This is a genomic window from Pengzhenrongella sp. (assembly GCF_036565025.1).
Lineage (GTDB): Bacteria > Actinomycetota > Actinomycetes > Actinomycetales > Cellulomonadaceae > Pengzhenrongella.
The window spans coordinates 1-15921 of record NZ_DATCNW010000177.1 but is presented as its reverse complement, the minus strand read 5'-3'; the positions used below and the strand labels follow the sequence as shown (position 1 = coordinate 15921).

The window sequence follows — 15921 nt, the reverse complement described above, 5'->3', positions numbered from 1 at the left end:
ACATCGCAGGGCCACCACGGGCTGATCACCTGGTCCCGACATCGCCATCTTCTATGACCACGACGGCCAGTCCATCCCCGCCGGTCGGGAAGCTCATCGTCGTCCCGTGACGCCTGACGGCCACACCGGAGCACGAGGACGGCCGGACCGTGGAGTCCGGCCGTCCGTGTCCCGGCTGCTCCGCCGGCCTCGCTGCGCGGTAGCCCTCCAGCGAGCGAGAAGCCACCTGTGGCCGGCGAGCACTCACCGATTCCAGCTCAAGCGCGCACCCTACGAAAGGAAGCCCATGTCTAACGTGGACCAGATTCGCACCGCCATCATCGAACTCGAGAAGTCGTTCAACGAGCGGTGGAGCAGCGGCGACAACCGCGGCTACCTCGACAACTTCGCCGACGAGGTCAGCTACTTCGACCCGATCCTCAAGGACCTGATTGTCGGCCGCGAGAATGTCATCGCGTGGATCGATTCAATCTACTCAAACCCGAACATTACTCGCAGCGAGTACCTCAACCCCTCCGTACACGTCGGCGACACTGAAGACTCCGCGGTGCTCGGCTACAACCTCAACACGTACGTTCACGATGAGAACGGCAACGAAGTACAGCTCCGCGCGTGGAACGCCACGCACGCCTATCGGCTGATCAAGGGCCAGTGGCGCATCGTGCACTCCAACTGGGCGTTCGCCCAAACGGTCGACACCAAAATCGCCTCCTAGCCGATGCTCCGGGGACCGCCCTCCGGCCCCCGGAGCAGGCTGCTTCAACTGAGTACCTACTCGCGCGCATCACTGTTGCAGCGGAGATCGTCCCCGCCGCGTCGGCGTAGTCCGCGCCCGATGAACATGGCGTACGTGTCGGCTGCCGACGATCACTGAAAACAACACCCCAGAGAGCAGAACCCCTTATGAGAATCCGACTGACCGCCGGAGAGACCGTCCTGCCCGCAACCCTCGACGACAACGCGACGGCACGCGACTTCGCCTCGCTGCTTCCGCTGACGCTGCAGATGAACGACCTGTTCAAGCGCGAGAAGTACGGTCACCTGCCCCGGTCTCTCACCGCAGGAGGCGAGCCGCAGTCCAGCTACGAGATCGGCAACATCGTCTACTGGTCGCCCGGTCCCGACATCGCCATCTTCTATGACCACGACGGCCAGTCCATCCCCGCCCCCGGCATCGTCATCCTCGGCGAAATCAACTCGGGGGCCGATGCCTTCAAGAAATACGACGACACGGTCGACGTCACCATCGAGGCCGTCGACTGAGACCCAGCCGGAAACCACCGAGATCGTCAACCAAGAAGAGGAGGGGGGACGGTCGTGGCCTCACCGGCCGCGAAGGCGGCCGGGGTGAGACCGGTGCGGTCGCGGAAGAAGCGGCCGAAGTTCGCGGGATCGGTGAAGCGGAGGTGGACGGCCACAGCCCGGGCATCCCACCTGGCACCTCCCAGCAGGCGCCGGGCTTCCAGGAGGCGCCGCTCGTCGATGAGCTCGCGTACTCCCTTGCCGGTGGCGTCCCGCGCGTCGCGGCTGAGGGTGCGGACCGACCAGCCGAGCAACTCGGCGTAGTCCGCGGCTTGGTGCAGCTCGCGAAAGTGCAGCTCCAAGGCGTCCAGGAAGCGTCCGTACCTGTCGGCGCGGCCGGTGCCGGCCGTGGCCGTGCCGATGGGGGCGATGCCTACGGAGTTGGCCAGGCGCAGCAGCAGCGATTCGAGCAGGCTGCACCGCAGGGCGTGGTGGATGTCGAGGGGGCGGCGCCCCAGTGCGCGGTGTTCGTCCAGGAGTTGGAGTGCCGTCTGCTGGAGCCAGGCGGTGTCGTCGGGGTGCGGGCTGAGCACGGCAGGGGCCTCGTGCGCGGTGAGCGGTGCCAGGAGGCGGGCGACGTCGGGCCGCAGCACGTCCGGTTCGAACAGGATGAACGGGCCGCGGGCCGCGCCGGGCGGATGCCAGCGCTGCGCGTGCCCGGGACGCACCCACAGCCACTGGCCCGGGGCGACGGTCCGCGTGACGTGGTCGACGTCGTGCCGCAGTTCACCCTCGGTGATCGCGATGAGGTAGTGGAAGGTGGCACGGCCGGGACGGGGCGGGTTCCATGGCCAGTCGTCGTGCTGGGTGAAGAAGTCCTCGACGGTATTCACCTCGAGGCCGTAGGGAGTACCGACCGGTGGCTGGAAACCGTACAGCGGAACCGCAGCTGGTCCGGCCCGCCTGCTCGGGCCGGAGTGTCGCTTGTCGACCATCACGCGTCCGCAGCCTACCGACCTTCTCGTCGGCTTCGACGGAAGGATGGGACGCGTGCCACCGCGCCCGCGCGTCGCGCCCTCCGCCTCCCTCGAGACCACAGTCCGTCACCACCTGAGAAGGCTCACCATCCATGAACGGATCGCCCCTGCACAAAGCCGCCGCCGACTGCGCGGCGGAACTCCCCGGAGCCCAGCTGGAGCACCCCTTCGGCCCCGCCTGGGAGGTCTACAAGGTGCGCGGCAAGGTGTTCATGCTGATGACCGAGGTCCCGGGGCGGCCCGTCGTGATCCTCAAGGCGGACCCCAGCGACGCCCACGCCCTGCGGGAGCAATACAGCCACATCACCCCCGGCTACCACATGAACAAGAAGCACTGGATCACCCTGGAGAGCGGAGAAGGCGTCGACGAGGAGCTCGTCAGGGAGCTCGTCACCGACTCCTACCGGCTCGTCGTCGCCCACCTGCCCAAGACCGAGCGGCCTGACGACCGCACACCTACGACACCGGCACCGGGCGGCCCGGTGAACGCGGCCGGTGACCGGCTCCAGGACACCGCCCGCCGGGTGGCCCTGGCCCTCCCCGACGTCAGCCACGGATACCCGTTCACCCCGGGACTCGACGTGTACAAGGTCGCGGGCAAGGTGTTCCTGATTGTCACTGACGACCCGGATGAACAGATCATCACGGTCAAGTGCGAACCCGAACACGCCCGCGCGCAAGAACGCGGCTACGCCTCGATCACACCGGGCCGCTATCTCGACAAACGCCACTGGATCTCACTGGGGCCGGGACCCGGCATCACCGAGCGGCTGATCACCTACGCGGTCGAGGATTCCTACGACCTGGTCGCCGAGCGGCTGCCGCGACGCGACCGCCCCAGTGCCCGATGAGCGCCGCGAGCTTCCCCGCGAACGGCGAGCCCTCGCTCGTCAGCGTCCCGTGCAAGGGCTCGCCCCGTCCGGCCCGCCTGCGACCCGAGAGACCGATGGAACCGACCGTAGTGATCCTGCCGCTCTTCGACGAGGAGCCCTCCCTGCCAGTCGGCGACCGCCTGCGCCAGACCACCATCACCCGGCCCCTCGCGGACGGCAGCGACATGGCCTTCGAGCCGGTTCGGCCACCTCTCCGGCGTGGCCGAACCGCTCCAGACCACCGATGGTAAGTGGATCGACTTGCCATAGGGCAAGTGCGGGAGCTACCTTCAGGTGGTGAGTCCATCGACTTACCTTCTACTCGGCAAGGGACAATGAACATGAATCGTCTTGCGGGCAAGCGCGCCCTCATCACCGGCGGCACGAGCGGGATCGGTCTGGAGACCGCGCTGCGTTTTGTCGCGGAGGGCGCCGACGTGCTGGTCACAGGCGTAACCCCGGCCAGCATCGACAAGGCGCGGCAGATCCTCGGGGACAAGGTGCCGGTGGTGCAGGCCGATGCTCGCGATCTCGATGCCCAACGCGGCCTGGCGGAGCGGGTGCGTGAGCACTTCGGGGAGCTGGACGTGGCCTTCCTGAACGCCGGCGTCTCGGACTGGCGGCCGTTCGAGGACCACACGGAGGACAGCTACGACCGGCTCTTCACCATCAACGTCAAGAGCGTCTTCTTTCTCACACAGGCCCTGGTGCCCGTGCTGGCCAACCCGTCCTCGGTCATCCTCAACGCGTCCAACAGCGCGCACGGCGGCTACGGGCAGTCGAACGCCTACGCCGCGACGAAGGCGGCTGTCGCCTCCCTGATGCGGTCGTGGAACGCGGACCTGCTCAGGTCGCACGGCATCCGGTTCAACGCGGTCAGCCCCGGCCCGGTGGACACCCCGCTGTACTCCAAGCTCGGGATCGAGAACCCCGCGCAGCAGACGGCGGTTCTGGAGGCGATCAGCTCCGGCATCCCGCTGGGTCGCATGGGTATGCCCGAGGAGATCGCGGAGGCCGTCGTGTACCTGGCCTCCGATGCCTCCGCCTTCGCTGTGGGCCAGGACCTTATCCTGGACGGCGGCCAGACCATCCTCTGACAGCGAGGATGCGGCGGGGAGACGGGCGAGAGGCGTGGGTATGACGGTGGCGGACCGTGACCGAGCGGAAACCGGTAGCGATAGGTGCCAGGCCGGGTATCACGCGCTGATCAAAGCGGAGAACCGCGCGCGCATGATCCGCGCCGCCCGCGACCTCTTCCTCGCCCAGGGATACGACAAGACCTCCCTGACCCAGATCGCCAGGGAGGCCCGCGTCTCCACCGGCACCCTCTTCAAGCGGTACCCCACCAAGGCTGCGCTGTTCGCGGCTGTCACATCCGAACAGTGGCAGCTGGACGTGCAGTACGCCGAACCACCCCCGCCCGGTGATCCCCGGTACGGTCTGGACCACATCGGCCGCGACTACGCTTGCTTGGTCTCGCGGCCCGGCACGGCGGCGCTGTGCCGCCTCATCATCACCGAACTTCCCCAGATGCCGGAACTCGCCGACATCGTCGGCACCGGCTTCGCCATCGACCGCGGACCCTTCTTCGACCGGCTCCGCGACTACCTGGACGCCGAAGCACAGGGCGGCACACTCGACTTCCGTTCGGCCAACGGACAGACACAGCCGGCATCCGCAGTGGCCGAACAGTTCCTCGGCATGATCTGCGGCCAGATCCTGTGGCCTCAACTCGTACGGACCGACTTCGTCCCGCCCGACCCCACCGACACCACGATCGTGGACGAAGCCGTCGCCCTCATGCTCACCCGCTATCGCACCGGATCCTGAACCCCGGACTACCAGTTCACGCTGCCAGGACCCCGATACGTCGCCCTACGGGACAGAGAGGCCGAACTCGCGATGGACACCGGACAAAGGACAACACAAACCTGTCGATAGCTTTGGCTCGGCCGCGTGCCCGGGACCAGGGTGGGATCCGGCGTGGGGATGGCGAGCATCGGTTCTGGCAACGACCATGTCTCGGGCATGGTCGAGGTCTTCCACCCTGGGGGCGAGCGGTGAGCCGTTCGCCCGGTCGGCGGGCCCCCTTCACAACCCCCAGGTACAAGCCCTGGTGCGCTCGTTCCAGGCGCAATCCATCGGGGCGCTGATGACGCAGTTCCCCGAGCCGGCCGCGCGAGCGATCGACGCCCTCGCCAACGCCTTCGACAACGCACCGCGCGACCGCGACCCACGAATATGAGGAGCACCCCATGGCGGACATGATGCGAGCGATCCGGCTCACCGGACCCGGCGGGCTCGAGACGCTGGCGACGTCACAAGTGCCCGTACCCGAAGTCGAGCCCGGGTGGGTCCGCATCAAGGTCAAGGCGTTCGGCGTGAACGAATCGGAAGTCACCAGCCGCAAGGGCGAGTCCGGCTCCGACTTCACATTCCCAAGAATCCTCGGCATCGAGTTAGCCGGCATCGTCGACGCCGTCGCTCGCGGCAGCCGGTTCCACCCCGGGCAGCAGGTCGTGGCGATGATGGGCGGGATGGGACGAGGCATCGACGGCAGCTACGCCGCGTACTGCCTCGTCCCCGAAGAGCACGTCATCCGGTTCTCGTCCGATCTACCGTGGGAGATCATCGGCGCACTGCCTGAGACGTTCCAGACCGCCTACGGCTCCCTGACCACCGGCCTAGGTGGCTGGTGTCGAGCGGGTGTTCCTGGGCGGGATTTGGCTCGGCGGGGTTGATGAGGGGTTCGTCGGGGCGGTGAGCGGGTTTCGCTCTTGGTCGCCCGGTGGCGCGGTTCGGGCCCGGTGAGGAGCCCCTGGGCCCGACGCAGGCCTGGGTGTGGGCCGCTCGCGCCTGTAGGGTCTCCCCGGTGGGGCTCAGGCGGTGGCGGCGGACCATCCCGATCGTGTCGTCCGGGTGATTCCCAGGACGGCGAGGCGGGCGAGGTTGACGGCGGCGGCGAGGAGGGAGAAGTCGGCGGCGACCTTGTCGGTGCCGCGGACCCGGGCTCGTCGCCCGCCGTGTTTGCGGCGCATGAGGTGCCCGATCTTGCGTTCGACCTTGGGACGCGTCGCCCGGTACTCGGCCCTCCAGGCCGGGTCCCGCTGCATGGTCCGGGCCCGGGTGAGCTCGCCCTCGTAGGCGGTGATCTTGATGGTGCGGCCCGCCGTGGACTTCGTGCATCCCGCGACCAGCGGGCACTTCGCGCAGAGGGCACCGAATCTCGCGGTGCCCCCGCCGCCCTTCGCCGGGCGCAGGGCCACCGTCGCGTTCGCGGGGCACGTCACCGTGGCTGCGGCGGTGTCGATGACGAAGCGATCCTTCGCGAACCGCCCGGCCGGGGCGACGGGAGGCTGGACCTTGACCATCACCGCCGCACTGGCCTGTTCCAGGACCGCGAGCAGCGGCCCGGCGCCGTAGGCCGCGTCCCCGTAGACCGCCAACGGCTCCGTGCCGAGCTCGGCGAGCTCGGCGGCGCCATGTCCTTCGTGAACTACAACGTTTTCAGGTTCACCGGCGCCGGCGCCGTCACCGGCCGTAGGCGCGGGGGCGGGCAGGTCGTCGGCGAGCAGGCCGGCGGCCGGCTCCGCGTCCCCGGTGTTCCCCGCGGTGACGCTCGTCGCGGTGATGATCTCGGTGTCGGGGTCGATCGCGAGGTGACCCTTGTACCCGTCGAAACCCCGAGCCGCGGTCTTGTGCCCGTGGCGGGCCTGAGGATCGACCGTGGAGATCACCCGGTCCTTCGCGACCCGCCGGGCGATCCGGAACACCCCGACCTCGTCCTGGTCGAGGTCCTGCCCGATCAGCGTCGCCAACAGCTTCGCGGCCTGATCGACCGGCTCGTCCAGCTCGACGCCGTCCAGGACCCCCAGGGCCGCCATCGCGTCCTTCGCCAACGCGTCGACCAGTTCGCGGCGGGCGACCTTGTCGTCGTAGTCACACACGGGCTTGCCCGCTCCCGCGTAGTCGTCTTCGCGGGCCAGGACCGCCCGCAGCTGCCCGCCCAGGTCCGCGCCGGCGGCCTTGAGGAGCCCGCGGATCCCCGAGCGCACCAGCGTCACCGTGTCCATCGTGGCCACCGCGTCATACAACGGCGTCGAGTCCAGCACCCGCTTACGCCCCACCAGGCCCGCCGCCTTCGCCGCGGCCAACGTCACCTCGAAGATCCGGTCCGGGCGATCCGAGCGAGCAAGGCGGGCCCGCATGTCGACCAGGACCGTGTGCACGAACCCCGGGTAGTCGAACGCCAACCCGCCCGCGGCGTACTTCCACCTCACGTCGAAAGCGAACCGGTCCACCGCCTCACGGTCCGAGCACCCCTCGATCCGCTGCAGAACCATCACGACCGCCACGATCATCGGCGGCACGCTGCGCCGACCCACATCCTTGAACAGGTCCGCGAACACCTCATCGCCGAACAGGTTGAAGCACTCCCGATGCAGCACCGCGTAGATCGAGTCCTCCGAGACCCGACCCTCGCAAAACGTGACCGTCGTGCTCAGCAGATCACCCTGCCTCGGCGTCAGACCCAACGTCATCGACTACTCCTGACCGCAGCGGCAACCCTCACCCGCGATCCTCCCCGAGCGTCGCCGCGCAACCGGACACCGCCACGCGAAAAACACCAGCCACCTAGATCTGCAGGCCGGACACACCCTTCTCGTCCGGGGCGGGACCTCCACGGTCGGGCTGTCGGCAATCGCACTCGCGCACGACCTCGGTGCACACGTCATCGCCACCACCCGCAACCCCAGCCGAGACAGACTCCTGCGTGACCACGGCGCTGACGAGGTTCTCGTCGACGACGGCAGCCTCGCTGACGTCGTGCGCCAGCGACACCCTGACGGCCTGGACGCAGCCCTCGAACTGGTAGGACTGGACGTCCTACCCGACACCCTGCGGACCCTACGGCGCGGCGGGACCGGATGCTTCACCGGAGCCCTGGCAGGCGCCTGGGTCCTGAACGACATCTCCCCGTTCACTCTGATCCCCACCGGGGTGCGTTTGACCACCTACGCCGGGCAGGCCTCAGACCTGCCAGAGACGGCCTTCGCGCGCCAGCTCGCCGCGATCGCCGCACACCGCACCACCCCCGCCATCGCCACCGTCCATCACGGTCTCGACCACGTGGCCGACGCACAGCGTGCCCTCGAGGCCGGCGACATCCCCGGCAAGCACGTCGTCGTTCTCGGCTGACACACGTCAGCCCCTCGGCGGGTGGACCGGGCCAGGGTTCACGTTCGCGGGCCGCCAGGTACCTCCCGCAGCATCAACCGACGCTGGGCCTGCTGCTGCGCGCCGACCGCAACGAGACGATGGTGCGGTATGCCTCGGCGCCACCACCTCCCGCAGGGCAAAAACACCCGCGAAGGCGGCATGTCTTGTCTGGTCCAGACCCGCCGCGGGGCCCCGCAGCCGGGCCCGACGACGTCGGACCGGATCCCGCCAAAAGCAAAAAGGCCCCGACCAGCGTTTCCGCCGATCAGAGCCTTGAGTCTGTACTGCAACACAGTGTGTCGGGAACCCGACTTGGCCGTATAGGACACGCCACGTCGAATGGGCACTAGCGCCCTGACCTGCAGGTTTGCATTTCAGGCCGTCGAGCAACGTCCGTGGGGAATCGAGAGACGCCCCGGTATGGCACAACCTCCCTCGGTGTCCGTCGCCGATTTGCATACTTGCTACCTCCCTGGACCCAGGGCTGCGGCGCCACGCCGGGCACGCCGAGACCGTCAGATCAGATGGACGTTCGGGGTTGCGTCACCCGGTCACTCCGGGTTCTTGGGGCCCTCAGCGGGCCTCACCTTGTCCAAGCGATGACACCCAGTGCCAAATCATGGAGGGTCGTGTTCTTCGCCATGTCGAACGAGGAAGTCCATCGCGGCATAGATGCCGTCGTCGGACAGCTGGGGCGTGCTGATCATCGGCGGGCTTGCGGCGTTCCTGCTCGGCGCGGTCTTCGCTGTCGGGATACTACTCACGGGGCGTGCGGTGCGCGGCTCGAGGATTCCGTTCGGGCCGTGGATGCTGCTCGGCGCCGCAATCGGCATAGCGGCTGGCGACCCGTTCTGGCTGTTCGTCTGGTTCACGTCCTGACGGGGACGACCGTCGGCGCTTCAAATTTCAACATCTGCGGGAACGCTTCGCCAATCGCGGCGGTCGAGATCGGATCGATTGATGGGGCCCTGGTCAGGATAGTCGTCGCCGCTGGAACACCGCCTGAGGCACTCCCACGCGGCCGCGGTGCACTACCCACGGGACGTCCCGGATCACGTCCCGGACCACGCCGACCAGCCGAGCCAGAGCCGCAGGTGGCTCAGGGCGCCAGCCGTCGCAGGTGACGCTGCCGCGCCGCCTGCCGACTCACCCGGCCAGCCCACCCCATCCGCGACCAGCCGCTCCACCTCGACCTCGATCGCTCCCTGTTGCTCCACCAGCTGCTGCAGCCGCGCGACCTCAGGCGACGCGGCGACCCGGTTGCTGGTGATCTCCGGTGCGGACAGCGCGCCGGGCAACACGTGTTGCCGCGCCTCCCGCTCCCGTCGTCGCTGTCGCCGACCCTTGGGACAACTGTGTGGCCCGCCCGATCAGCCCTCAGGGAAGGACCGTGACAACAACGGACTCTGCCTCCAGTCGCACCGCGAGAAAATCAGTCTCGAAACCGAGCGACTGACCACCGAGGTACTCAAAGGCAAAGAAGACGCCAGCCTCGTGTTGGGCCGCGAGGTCGGCATTGAGCTCCAAGCTCGACACGCCTCGGAACTCCACGACGAGCGTCACTTGATCCGAAGCGCTGCCCGGAGCGAGCGGTCGGGCACGGAAGGTGAGCGCAATCGCCTCAGATCCCGCTGCAGCTTTGATCGCGAGCTCAGTCAGATCAGCATCGTTGTGTAGATCGAAGCGTCGGCCCCCTACCACCAGCTCGACGATCTCGTTGTCGATCGGCCACGTCTCGTGACCCTCGAACCGCACGACGGTCACGACGCAGCGCCCCGGCTTCCTGACCTCATCAGCCTAGTATCCTCTCGACCCAGCGCATGTGCTGATGCGTCATCGGATACACCTGCTTCTCCGAGGCGCCCCAGCCGTGCGGGCTCCTCGAGTTTCGTGGCTGGTACTTGTAGTGGGGCGTCTTGACGAGTCCCTCCGGCGACGGGTGAGCTCGACCCTTCAAGTCGAAGTGATATCTACCTCTGGGCGTCGTGATCTTTACCCGATTCCGACCAGCCCTGGCTGCTAGCGACATCCCGCGATAGGCGACCGAGGCTTCCTCGACCTCTTCGACCATTCGCACCGCCCGGTAGGCCCGATAGGCCCAGATCGCACCCGCAACTTCGGGTACCAGGAATGAGGCCACCGTCAGTGCGATATCAAGCTTGTGGTGACTCGCCCAGCCCCAGGCACTGTGCCAACCATTGCTAAAGGCACTGTGCCTGGACCTTGACCAGGTTCCTTCGATGTCGAACTGGTTGATGGGGTCTTGGTTGGCGTAGTCGTAGGAGTTGGCGCTGCCGCCGGGGACTGGGTCGGTGGACAGGAATCGCCCGGTGGTGGGGTTGTAAAGACGGTAGCCCATGAGAACGAGTCCGCCGAGGTCGTCGGCTGCGCGTTGGTGGCCGCCAAGCCATCCGTACTTGCCTGGCGGTGGAGTGGTGCCGACGCTGGCGCCGAACGGGTCGTAGTCGTAGACCGCCCCGACGACGGCACCGCTCGTGTCGTCGACGGTGGCCACGACGTTCCCGGACAGGTCGGTGAGTTGTAGCGCAACGGTGTCGGTGGCGGTCGTATGGGTCTGGATGCCGCCGAGACCCGACATCCCGTCGATGTTGCGCGTCCATCCAGCCGGGGTGGCGGTCCAGGCAGGACTATCGGAGCCGTCGCTGTAGTAGTTGGTGCTCAGTCCCGCGATGGAGTCAGTTTGTGTGGCGATGCGATGCCCGGACGGGTCCAGGGTAAACGTCTGGGTGTGGGTGACTCCGGCGACGGTCTGGGTCTGCTTCTGGACCATGTCGTTGTCGAAGTACTGGATCCCGACGTCCGCGCCGCCGGTGACCGTGCTGGAGGGCGCGGTGATGGTGCGACCAAGCTGGTCGTAGACGGTGCCGGTGTCCGTGATTCGGTCAGCGGCGTCGTACCCGTGGATCACGGACGTGGCGGGTGCGGTGCAGCTGGTGGTGCTGGCGGCGTAGCCGGTCCGGTTGCTGTTCGCGTCGTATCCGAAGCGTTGGCTGGTGCAGGTGGTGCCGTCGTTGCGACTCGCGGTGGCGAGCTCGCCGATCTGCGTGTAGGTGAACCCCTGGGTGCTGAGCGGCCCAGCCAGGCCGCTCTTGCGCCCGGCGCTGTCGTATCCGGCGGTGAACGTCAGGCCGGTCCCGAGGCCGCTGCCGGTGTAGGAGAGGAGCGTTTCCGCGCCGGTGTTGTCCCAGCCGTTGGTGGCCACGTCCCCGTTGGGCAGGGTCGTGGTGGTAGCCCTTCCGTCGCCGTCGTAGACGGCGGTGTAGGTGCGTGCGGTGGTGTATCCGGTGGCGGTGATGCCGGTGTCCAGGGTGGTGAGCATCCCGCGGTGCTCAGCGCTGCCGGTGCCGCCGCCGTTGTCGTAGGTGTACGTGTAGGTGGCCTTGCCGTCGGTTCGCGTCGCGACGCGTCCGGCGATGTCGTAGCTGGTTGCCGTGGCGTTACCGTTCGCGTCGATGCTGCTCACGGCACGGCCGTGGGTGTCGTACCCAATCGTGAGCGTGCCCGCCGAGTCGCTCACAGTGGTCGGAAGTCCGGTACTCGTCGCATAGGCCGTGGTGGTGGTCGGCACCGCGCTGGTGGTCGTGCCGCCGCCAGTCACGGCCGTGGTCGTGACGCCGCCGCTGGTCACCGTGCGACCGGCGGCGTCGTAGGTGGTGGTCGAGGTGCGCAGCAGCGTGCCGGCGGCGTCCTTCTCCTGGACGGTGATGGGTTGCTGCCACTGGTTGTACCCGGTGACGGTCTTGGTCGTCAGAGTGGGCAGCGTGCCGCCTGCGGGGGCGGCGGGTCCGGTCTGGCAGACCAGGCCGGCGTAAATGGTGGAGGTGCATGGACTGGCCCCACCGACGCTGTAGTACTTGGTGACGGTGCTACGGGCGTCAGTACCGATCCCGTTGGTGGCCGTCCCGGCGGGAAGTCTTGTCTCGATCGCTCGACCCTCTGAGTCGAAGCGGCTCCAGTTCGTGCTGTTCGTCCCGCTCGGGTCGGTGGTGACGCTGGTTGGCTGCTTGAGGGTCCAGCCGTCCCCGTCACCTGTTGCGAGGGGGTCGTACCCGGTGGTCGTGGTGTGCACGTCCTGGTCTCCGGCGGCAAGGTCGGTGGTCTGCGCCCCCACCTTGCTCGTGGTGACGAGGTGGTACGGGCGGCCGGCCGTCGGGGCGCCCTCGTCGTAGACGTTGGTTTCGTGGGTGCGGGCGTCGACGGTGCTGGTGTCGGCGAGGGTGACGGGGTGCATCGGCCCGTACGTGTCGGTCAGGTCGACGCCGTCAAGGCTGTAGGTGCTGAGCGTGGACAGGGCGTTGGCCCGGTCCACGGCGGAGGGCATCGCGGCGACGGCGGGGTCGGTGGCGGCTGTGGGTGTCAGGGCTTGGGTGCGGTTGTCCGCGGTCAGCTCGCTGATCGCGTTCCCGGTCTTGTCGTACCCGGTGGTCTCGATCTGCCACGCGCCGGCGCCGTAGCTGGCGGTGTTTACCTGGCGGCCGTTGACGTCGAGGTAGGTGACGTCGGCGTAGGGCCAGTCCGTGGAAGTGATGGTGGCGCCCGGGTTGTGGTCGGGGCCGAACACGGCGGTCGCTGCCGCGACCACGTCACTGGACTGCCCCCAGACCCCGGTCGCGATCCCGGACAGGTCGGGCAGCCCGACACCAGTCGCCCCACCACCGCTCCACGGCACCTGGTAGGCCACTGTGGTCACCGCGTCCGCGCTGAGGGCGTCGTCGTGCTGAGTGACGGTGGTCACCCGGCCGGTGGCGTCGTAGGCGAGTTGGAATCCGTTCAAGCCGGGTGGGGTGAGGGTCGCGAGCCGGTTGGTGGTGCCGACGTAGGTGTACCGGGCGACCAGGGCGCTCAGGCGCGGATCCCACACCCCGGCCAGGCGCCCGGCCGTGGTGTTGGCGTCGTACCCGTACCGGGTGACCGGGGTGGTCACGACGGTGCCCGTGGTGGGGTCGGTCACCACGGCGTCGATCTCGGCGAGGCGCCCTGCGACGTCGAACATCCCCGACGGCAGGGCCAGGGACGAGTCGTTGCTGCTCGGGGCGCCGTAGAGGAACTTCAGCGAGCGGCACCCGACGGTCGTGAGTGTGCAGGTCAGACCTGGCGGGCCCTGGGTCACGCTGGTCAGCAGACCCGTGCCACCGAAGGTGTACACAGCCGGGCTGGTCACTCCCGGCTGGGTCACACTGGTCGTCGCGGTGGGGGTGTTGAATGCCACCGCTGTCCAGGTGGTGATGGTGCCGTCGGTGTCGGTGACGGCGAAGTTGCCCAAGGTGGTCTCGGTCAGGATCGTCCCGTCCGCGGCGTCTCCCTCCGCGGCGTAGGTGCGGGGGTAGACGGCGCGCGGTGAGGTGGCCCCGTACACGTCCTCGGCGCGGTCCGCGCCCGTGAGAATGACGTAACCCTGGTCGGCCGTGGTGCCGGTCGTGGCGTTGCTCGAGAAGCTGGTCAGCGTCTGGTCGGTGCGACCCGACCCGGGGTCGGGCAGGGACATCGTCCAGCCCGGCCCGGCCACCCCGGACGCGGCGGTGTTCGCGGCCGCGGGCGCCAGGGTGCTGGCGGTCCGCCCCACGCTCAGCGCACCGGCGTACGTGGACACCGACGCGTCGGTCGCGGAGATGGACAGGTCACCGGTGAGCAGGCTCAGCGTCCCGGGGCCGAATGGTTGCGTCGCGGAGGACGCGCCGAAGACGGTCCGGGCGACCTGCAGGGAGCTCGGGCCGGTGCAGATGGTCGGTGCCGCGGTCGAGGAGGTCGCGAAGCAGGCCCGGACCTGGACCAGGCCGTCGCCGCCGACGTCGGCGACCGCGCCCCAGGTGAGGGTGGGGCTGAGCGCGTAGGTGCCTGCGCTGTTGGTAGGGGCGGGGTCGCCGGTGCTGGGGATGGTCAGCGTGCTGGCCGGCGTCCAGGTCGTGGTGGTGCCTGGCGCCCACTGGTACTGGACGTACGGGTAGGCGATCGGGTCGGCGGGTTGGGCGGCGACGCTGACGCTGTCCTGGGTGCGGTCCTGGTCGGCGGGGCTGGACAGGGTGCCGTTCCCGATCCCGAACGTGTAGTCGGTTTGGGCGTAGTTCCCGGCTGTGTCGAAGGCCTTGAGGTGGAACGTGTGAGAGCCCTGGACCAGGGCAATGGTGTAGGCGCGGGATGTTGTGGTGGCGGGCACGCTGGTTGGGGCGTCGGTGTCCATCCAGTACGTGTAGCTGTTCACGTTGGTGTCGGACCAGGTGATGGTGCCGGTGTTCGTCGCGGCGCTCACCCACTGCCCGGACGGCCACGTCGTGCTCGTCGCCACGGGGGTCGTCGGGGGGCTGGTGTCGACGGTGAACACGATCCAGCCGCTGGACCAGGCGCCGTAGTCGACGCCGTCGTACGCGCGGACCCGGTACTCATAGGTGGACCCGTTGACGAGCTTGGCCGCCGGGACCTTCCAGAACGCGGTGCTCCCGGACGCCTTGTTGGACACCGAGCCGCTGGTCGTCATGACCGTGGGGCTGGCGGAGGACCCGGCCCACACCTCGAAGTCGTACCGCAGCGCCGAACCCTCGGCGTCGGTCGTGGTGGCGGTCAGCTCGGGCGTGAGCGAGTTGGTGAGCACTGTTGACGAGCACTGCGCCGAGCACGGGCGCACCGAACGGCCGGTCGGCGAACCGGGGTAGGAGTTGTACGTCACCACGAGCGTCGCGGCGACCTGCTTGTAGGTGTAGGTCGCGACGGGGGTCTCCTGCCCGCGGACGAACAATCGCTTCCCGGAGGTGCTGTTGTCAGCCCAGCCCTGCAGGGTGCTGGTCAGGGCGGACCCGGACTGCGCCCCCGAGCTGGCGATGTTGGACGGGGTGGTCTGCGCGGTGCCGTACCCGGCGTAGGTCTCGCTGTTCACCAGGTACCAGACCGCGACGTAGGAGTTCGTCGTGCCCGCGTTCACGGTGTCGTTGATGACCGCGGACTGCACGTGCTTGCCGAACAGGCCCTCGTACCCGAAGTGGACCGTCGAGCGCCAGAACGTGTCCCCGGCGCTTTGGCTGTTGCCCATCCGGGTCGCGCACGCAGGCGACAGGCAACTGGTGCTGTCGCTCTTGTACGCGGTCACCGACAGGGCCCCGGTCGTCAGCGACGGGTCGACCCGGACCGGGAACACCCGGGCCGGCGACGCGAGCCAGGTCGGGTCCACGGAGACCTTGACCTGGACGTTCTCCCCGGTGCCGATCAGCTGGAGCTTCACCGGGACGTTGCTCGGGGTGGATGCGGAGTCCCACGCCGCGCCGATCGGGATGACCGCGCGCACCGCGTTTGTCTTGGCGTCGCGGAACGCGATGCTGCCATCGGGCTCTTGGGTGGCGGTCATGTTCTTCGCCGCGTAGTCGAACGTCCAGGACGACCCGGCGAGGGTGTCAGATTCTCTGTGTACGGAGCGGTTCCCAACAGCTGGCGTTGATGCCGGCGTAAGGAGACCACGATGATCACCTCGGATGTGACTGACAGCGACGCTCTTGACGGCCAGGTTGGTCCGATGGGAGCCAATGAGGACTCGCGGGGCACGG

At 68.3% G+C, this 15921-nt stretch carries 14 protein-coding genes; 9 read left to right on the top strand and 5 right to left on the bottom strand.

What is annotated here, in order from left to right; all coding sequences use genetic code 11:
- Positions 1-286: 286 nt before the first annotated feature.
- Both VIM26_RS10175 and VIM26_RS10170 read left to right on the top strand, forming a co-directional pair.
- Positions 287-715 carry a YybH family protein gene (locus VIM26_RS10175; protein WP_331950749.1) on the top strand — a complete coding sequence of 143 codons (429 nt, stop codon included), beginning with the start codon at positions 287-289 and terminating at the stop codon, positions 713-715.
- A gap of 188 nt (positions 716-903) precedes the next feature.
- Positions 904-1263, top strand: coding sequence for a cyclophilin-like fold protein (locus VIM26_RS10170; RefSeq protein ID WP_331950747.1), 360 nt, complete (start codon positions 904-906; stop codon positions 1261-1263).
- A gap of 26 nt (positions 1264-1289) precedes the next feature.
- On the opposite strand, the gene VIM26_RS10165 is transcribed toward VIM26_RS10170, so the two are convergent.
- Positions 1290-2135 (bottom strand): AraC family transcriptional regulator, encoded by an 846-nt coding sequence (locus VIM26_RS10165; protein WP_331950745.1) that lies wholly within the window; start codon positions 2133-2135, stop codon positions 1290-1292.
- Between the two features lie 236 nt (positions 2136-2371).
- On the opposite strand from VIM26_RS10165, the gene VIM26_RS10160 reads away from it, so the two are divergent.
- The 5 genes from VIM26_RS10160 (at position 2372) to VIM26_RS10140 (ending at position 5892) form a co-directional block, all read left to right on the top strand.
- Positions 2372-3130: an MmcQ/YjbR family DNA-binding protein gene (locus VIM26_RS10160; protein WP_331950743.1), complete on the top strand. Its 759-nt coding sequence runs from the start codon at positions 2372-2374 to the stop codon at positions 3128-3130.
- Between the two features lie 362 nt (positions 3131-3492).
- Positions 3493-4248 carry an SDR family oxidoreductase gene (locus VIM26_RS10155; RefSeq protein WP_331950741.1) on the top strand — a complete coding sequence of 252 codons (756 nt, stop codon included), beginning with the start codon at positions 3493-3495 and terminating at the stop codon, positions 4246-4248.
- A 40-nt stretch (positions 4249-4288) separates the two neighbouring features.
- On the top strand, positions 4289-4981 hold the full coding sequence (locus tag VIM26_RS10150) for a TetR/AcrR family transcriptional regulator (protein WP_331950739.1): 693 nt from the start codon (positions 4289-4291) through the stop codon (positions 4979-4981).
- A gap of 286 nt (positions 4982-5267) precedes the next feature.
- On the top strand, positions 5268-5396 hold the full coding sequence (locus VIM26_RS10145) for a hypothetical protein (RefSeq protein ID WP_331950737.1): 129 nt from the start codon (positions 5268-5270) through the stop codon (positions 5394-5396).
- 10 nt (positions 5397-5406) lie between these two features.
- On the top strand, positions 5407-5892 hold the full coding sequence (locus VIM26_RS10140) for an alcohol dehydrogenase catalytic domain-containing protein (RefSeq protein WP_331950735.1): 486 nt from the start codon (positions 5407-5409) through the stop codon (positions 5890-5892).
- Between the two features lie 138 nt (positions 5893-6030).
- Here VIM26_RS10140 and VIM26_RS10135 read toward each other — a convergent pair whose 3' ends face one another.
- Positions 6031-7692 carry an IS1182 family transposase gene (locus VIM26_RS10135; protein WP_331950733.1) on the bottom strand — a complete coding sequence of 554 codons (1662 nt, stop codon included), beginning with the start codon at positions 7690-7692 and terminating at the stop codon, positions 6031-6033.
- A gap of 37 nt (positions 7693-7729) precedes the next feature.
- On the opposite strand from VIM26_RS10135, the gene VIM26_RS10130 reads away from it, so the two are divergent.
- Entirely contained in the window at positions 7730-8350 is a 621-nt protein-coding gene (locus VIM26_RS10130) for a zinc-binding dehydrogenase (protein WP_331950831.1), read from the top strand.
- A 693-nt stretch (positions 8351-9043) separates the two neighbouring features.
- Positions 9044-9250, top strand: coding sequence for a hypothetical protein (locus tag VIM26_RS10125; RefSeq protein ID WP_331950731.1), 207 nt, complete (start codon positions 9044-9046; stop codon positions 9248-9250).
- 173 nt (positions 9251-9423) lie between these two features.
- Here the strand turns inward: VIM26_RS10125 and VIM26_RS10120 are convergent, their stop codons facing one another.
- The 3 genes from VIM26_RS10120 to VIM26_RS10110 form a co-directional block, all read right to left on the bottom strand.
- A complete protein-coding gene (locus VIM26_RS10120; protein WP_331950729.1) occupies positions 9424-9672 on the bottom strand; it encodes a hypothetical protein in 249 nt (82 codons plus the stop codon).
- A gap of 76 nt (positions 9673-9748) precedes the next feature.
- Positions 9749-10135, bottom strand: coding sequence for a hypothetical protein (locus tag VIM26_RS10115; protein WP_331950727.1), 387 nt, complete (start codon positions 10133-10135; stop codon positions 9749-9751).
- Between the two features lie 28 nt (positions 10136-10163).
- Positions 10164-15725, bottom strand: coding sequence for an RHS repeat-associated core domain-containing protein (locus VIM26_RS10110; protein WP_331950725.1), 5562 nt, complete (start codon positions 15723-15725; stop codon positions 10164-10166).
- Positions 15726-15921 lie beyond the last annotated feature (196 nt).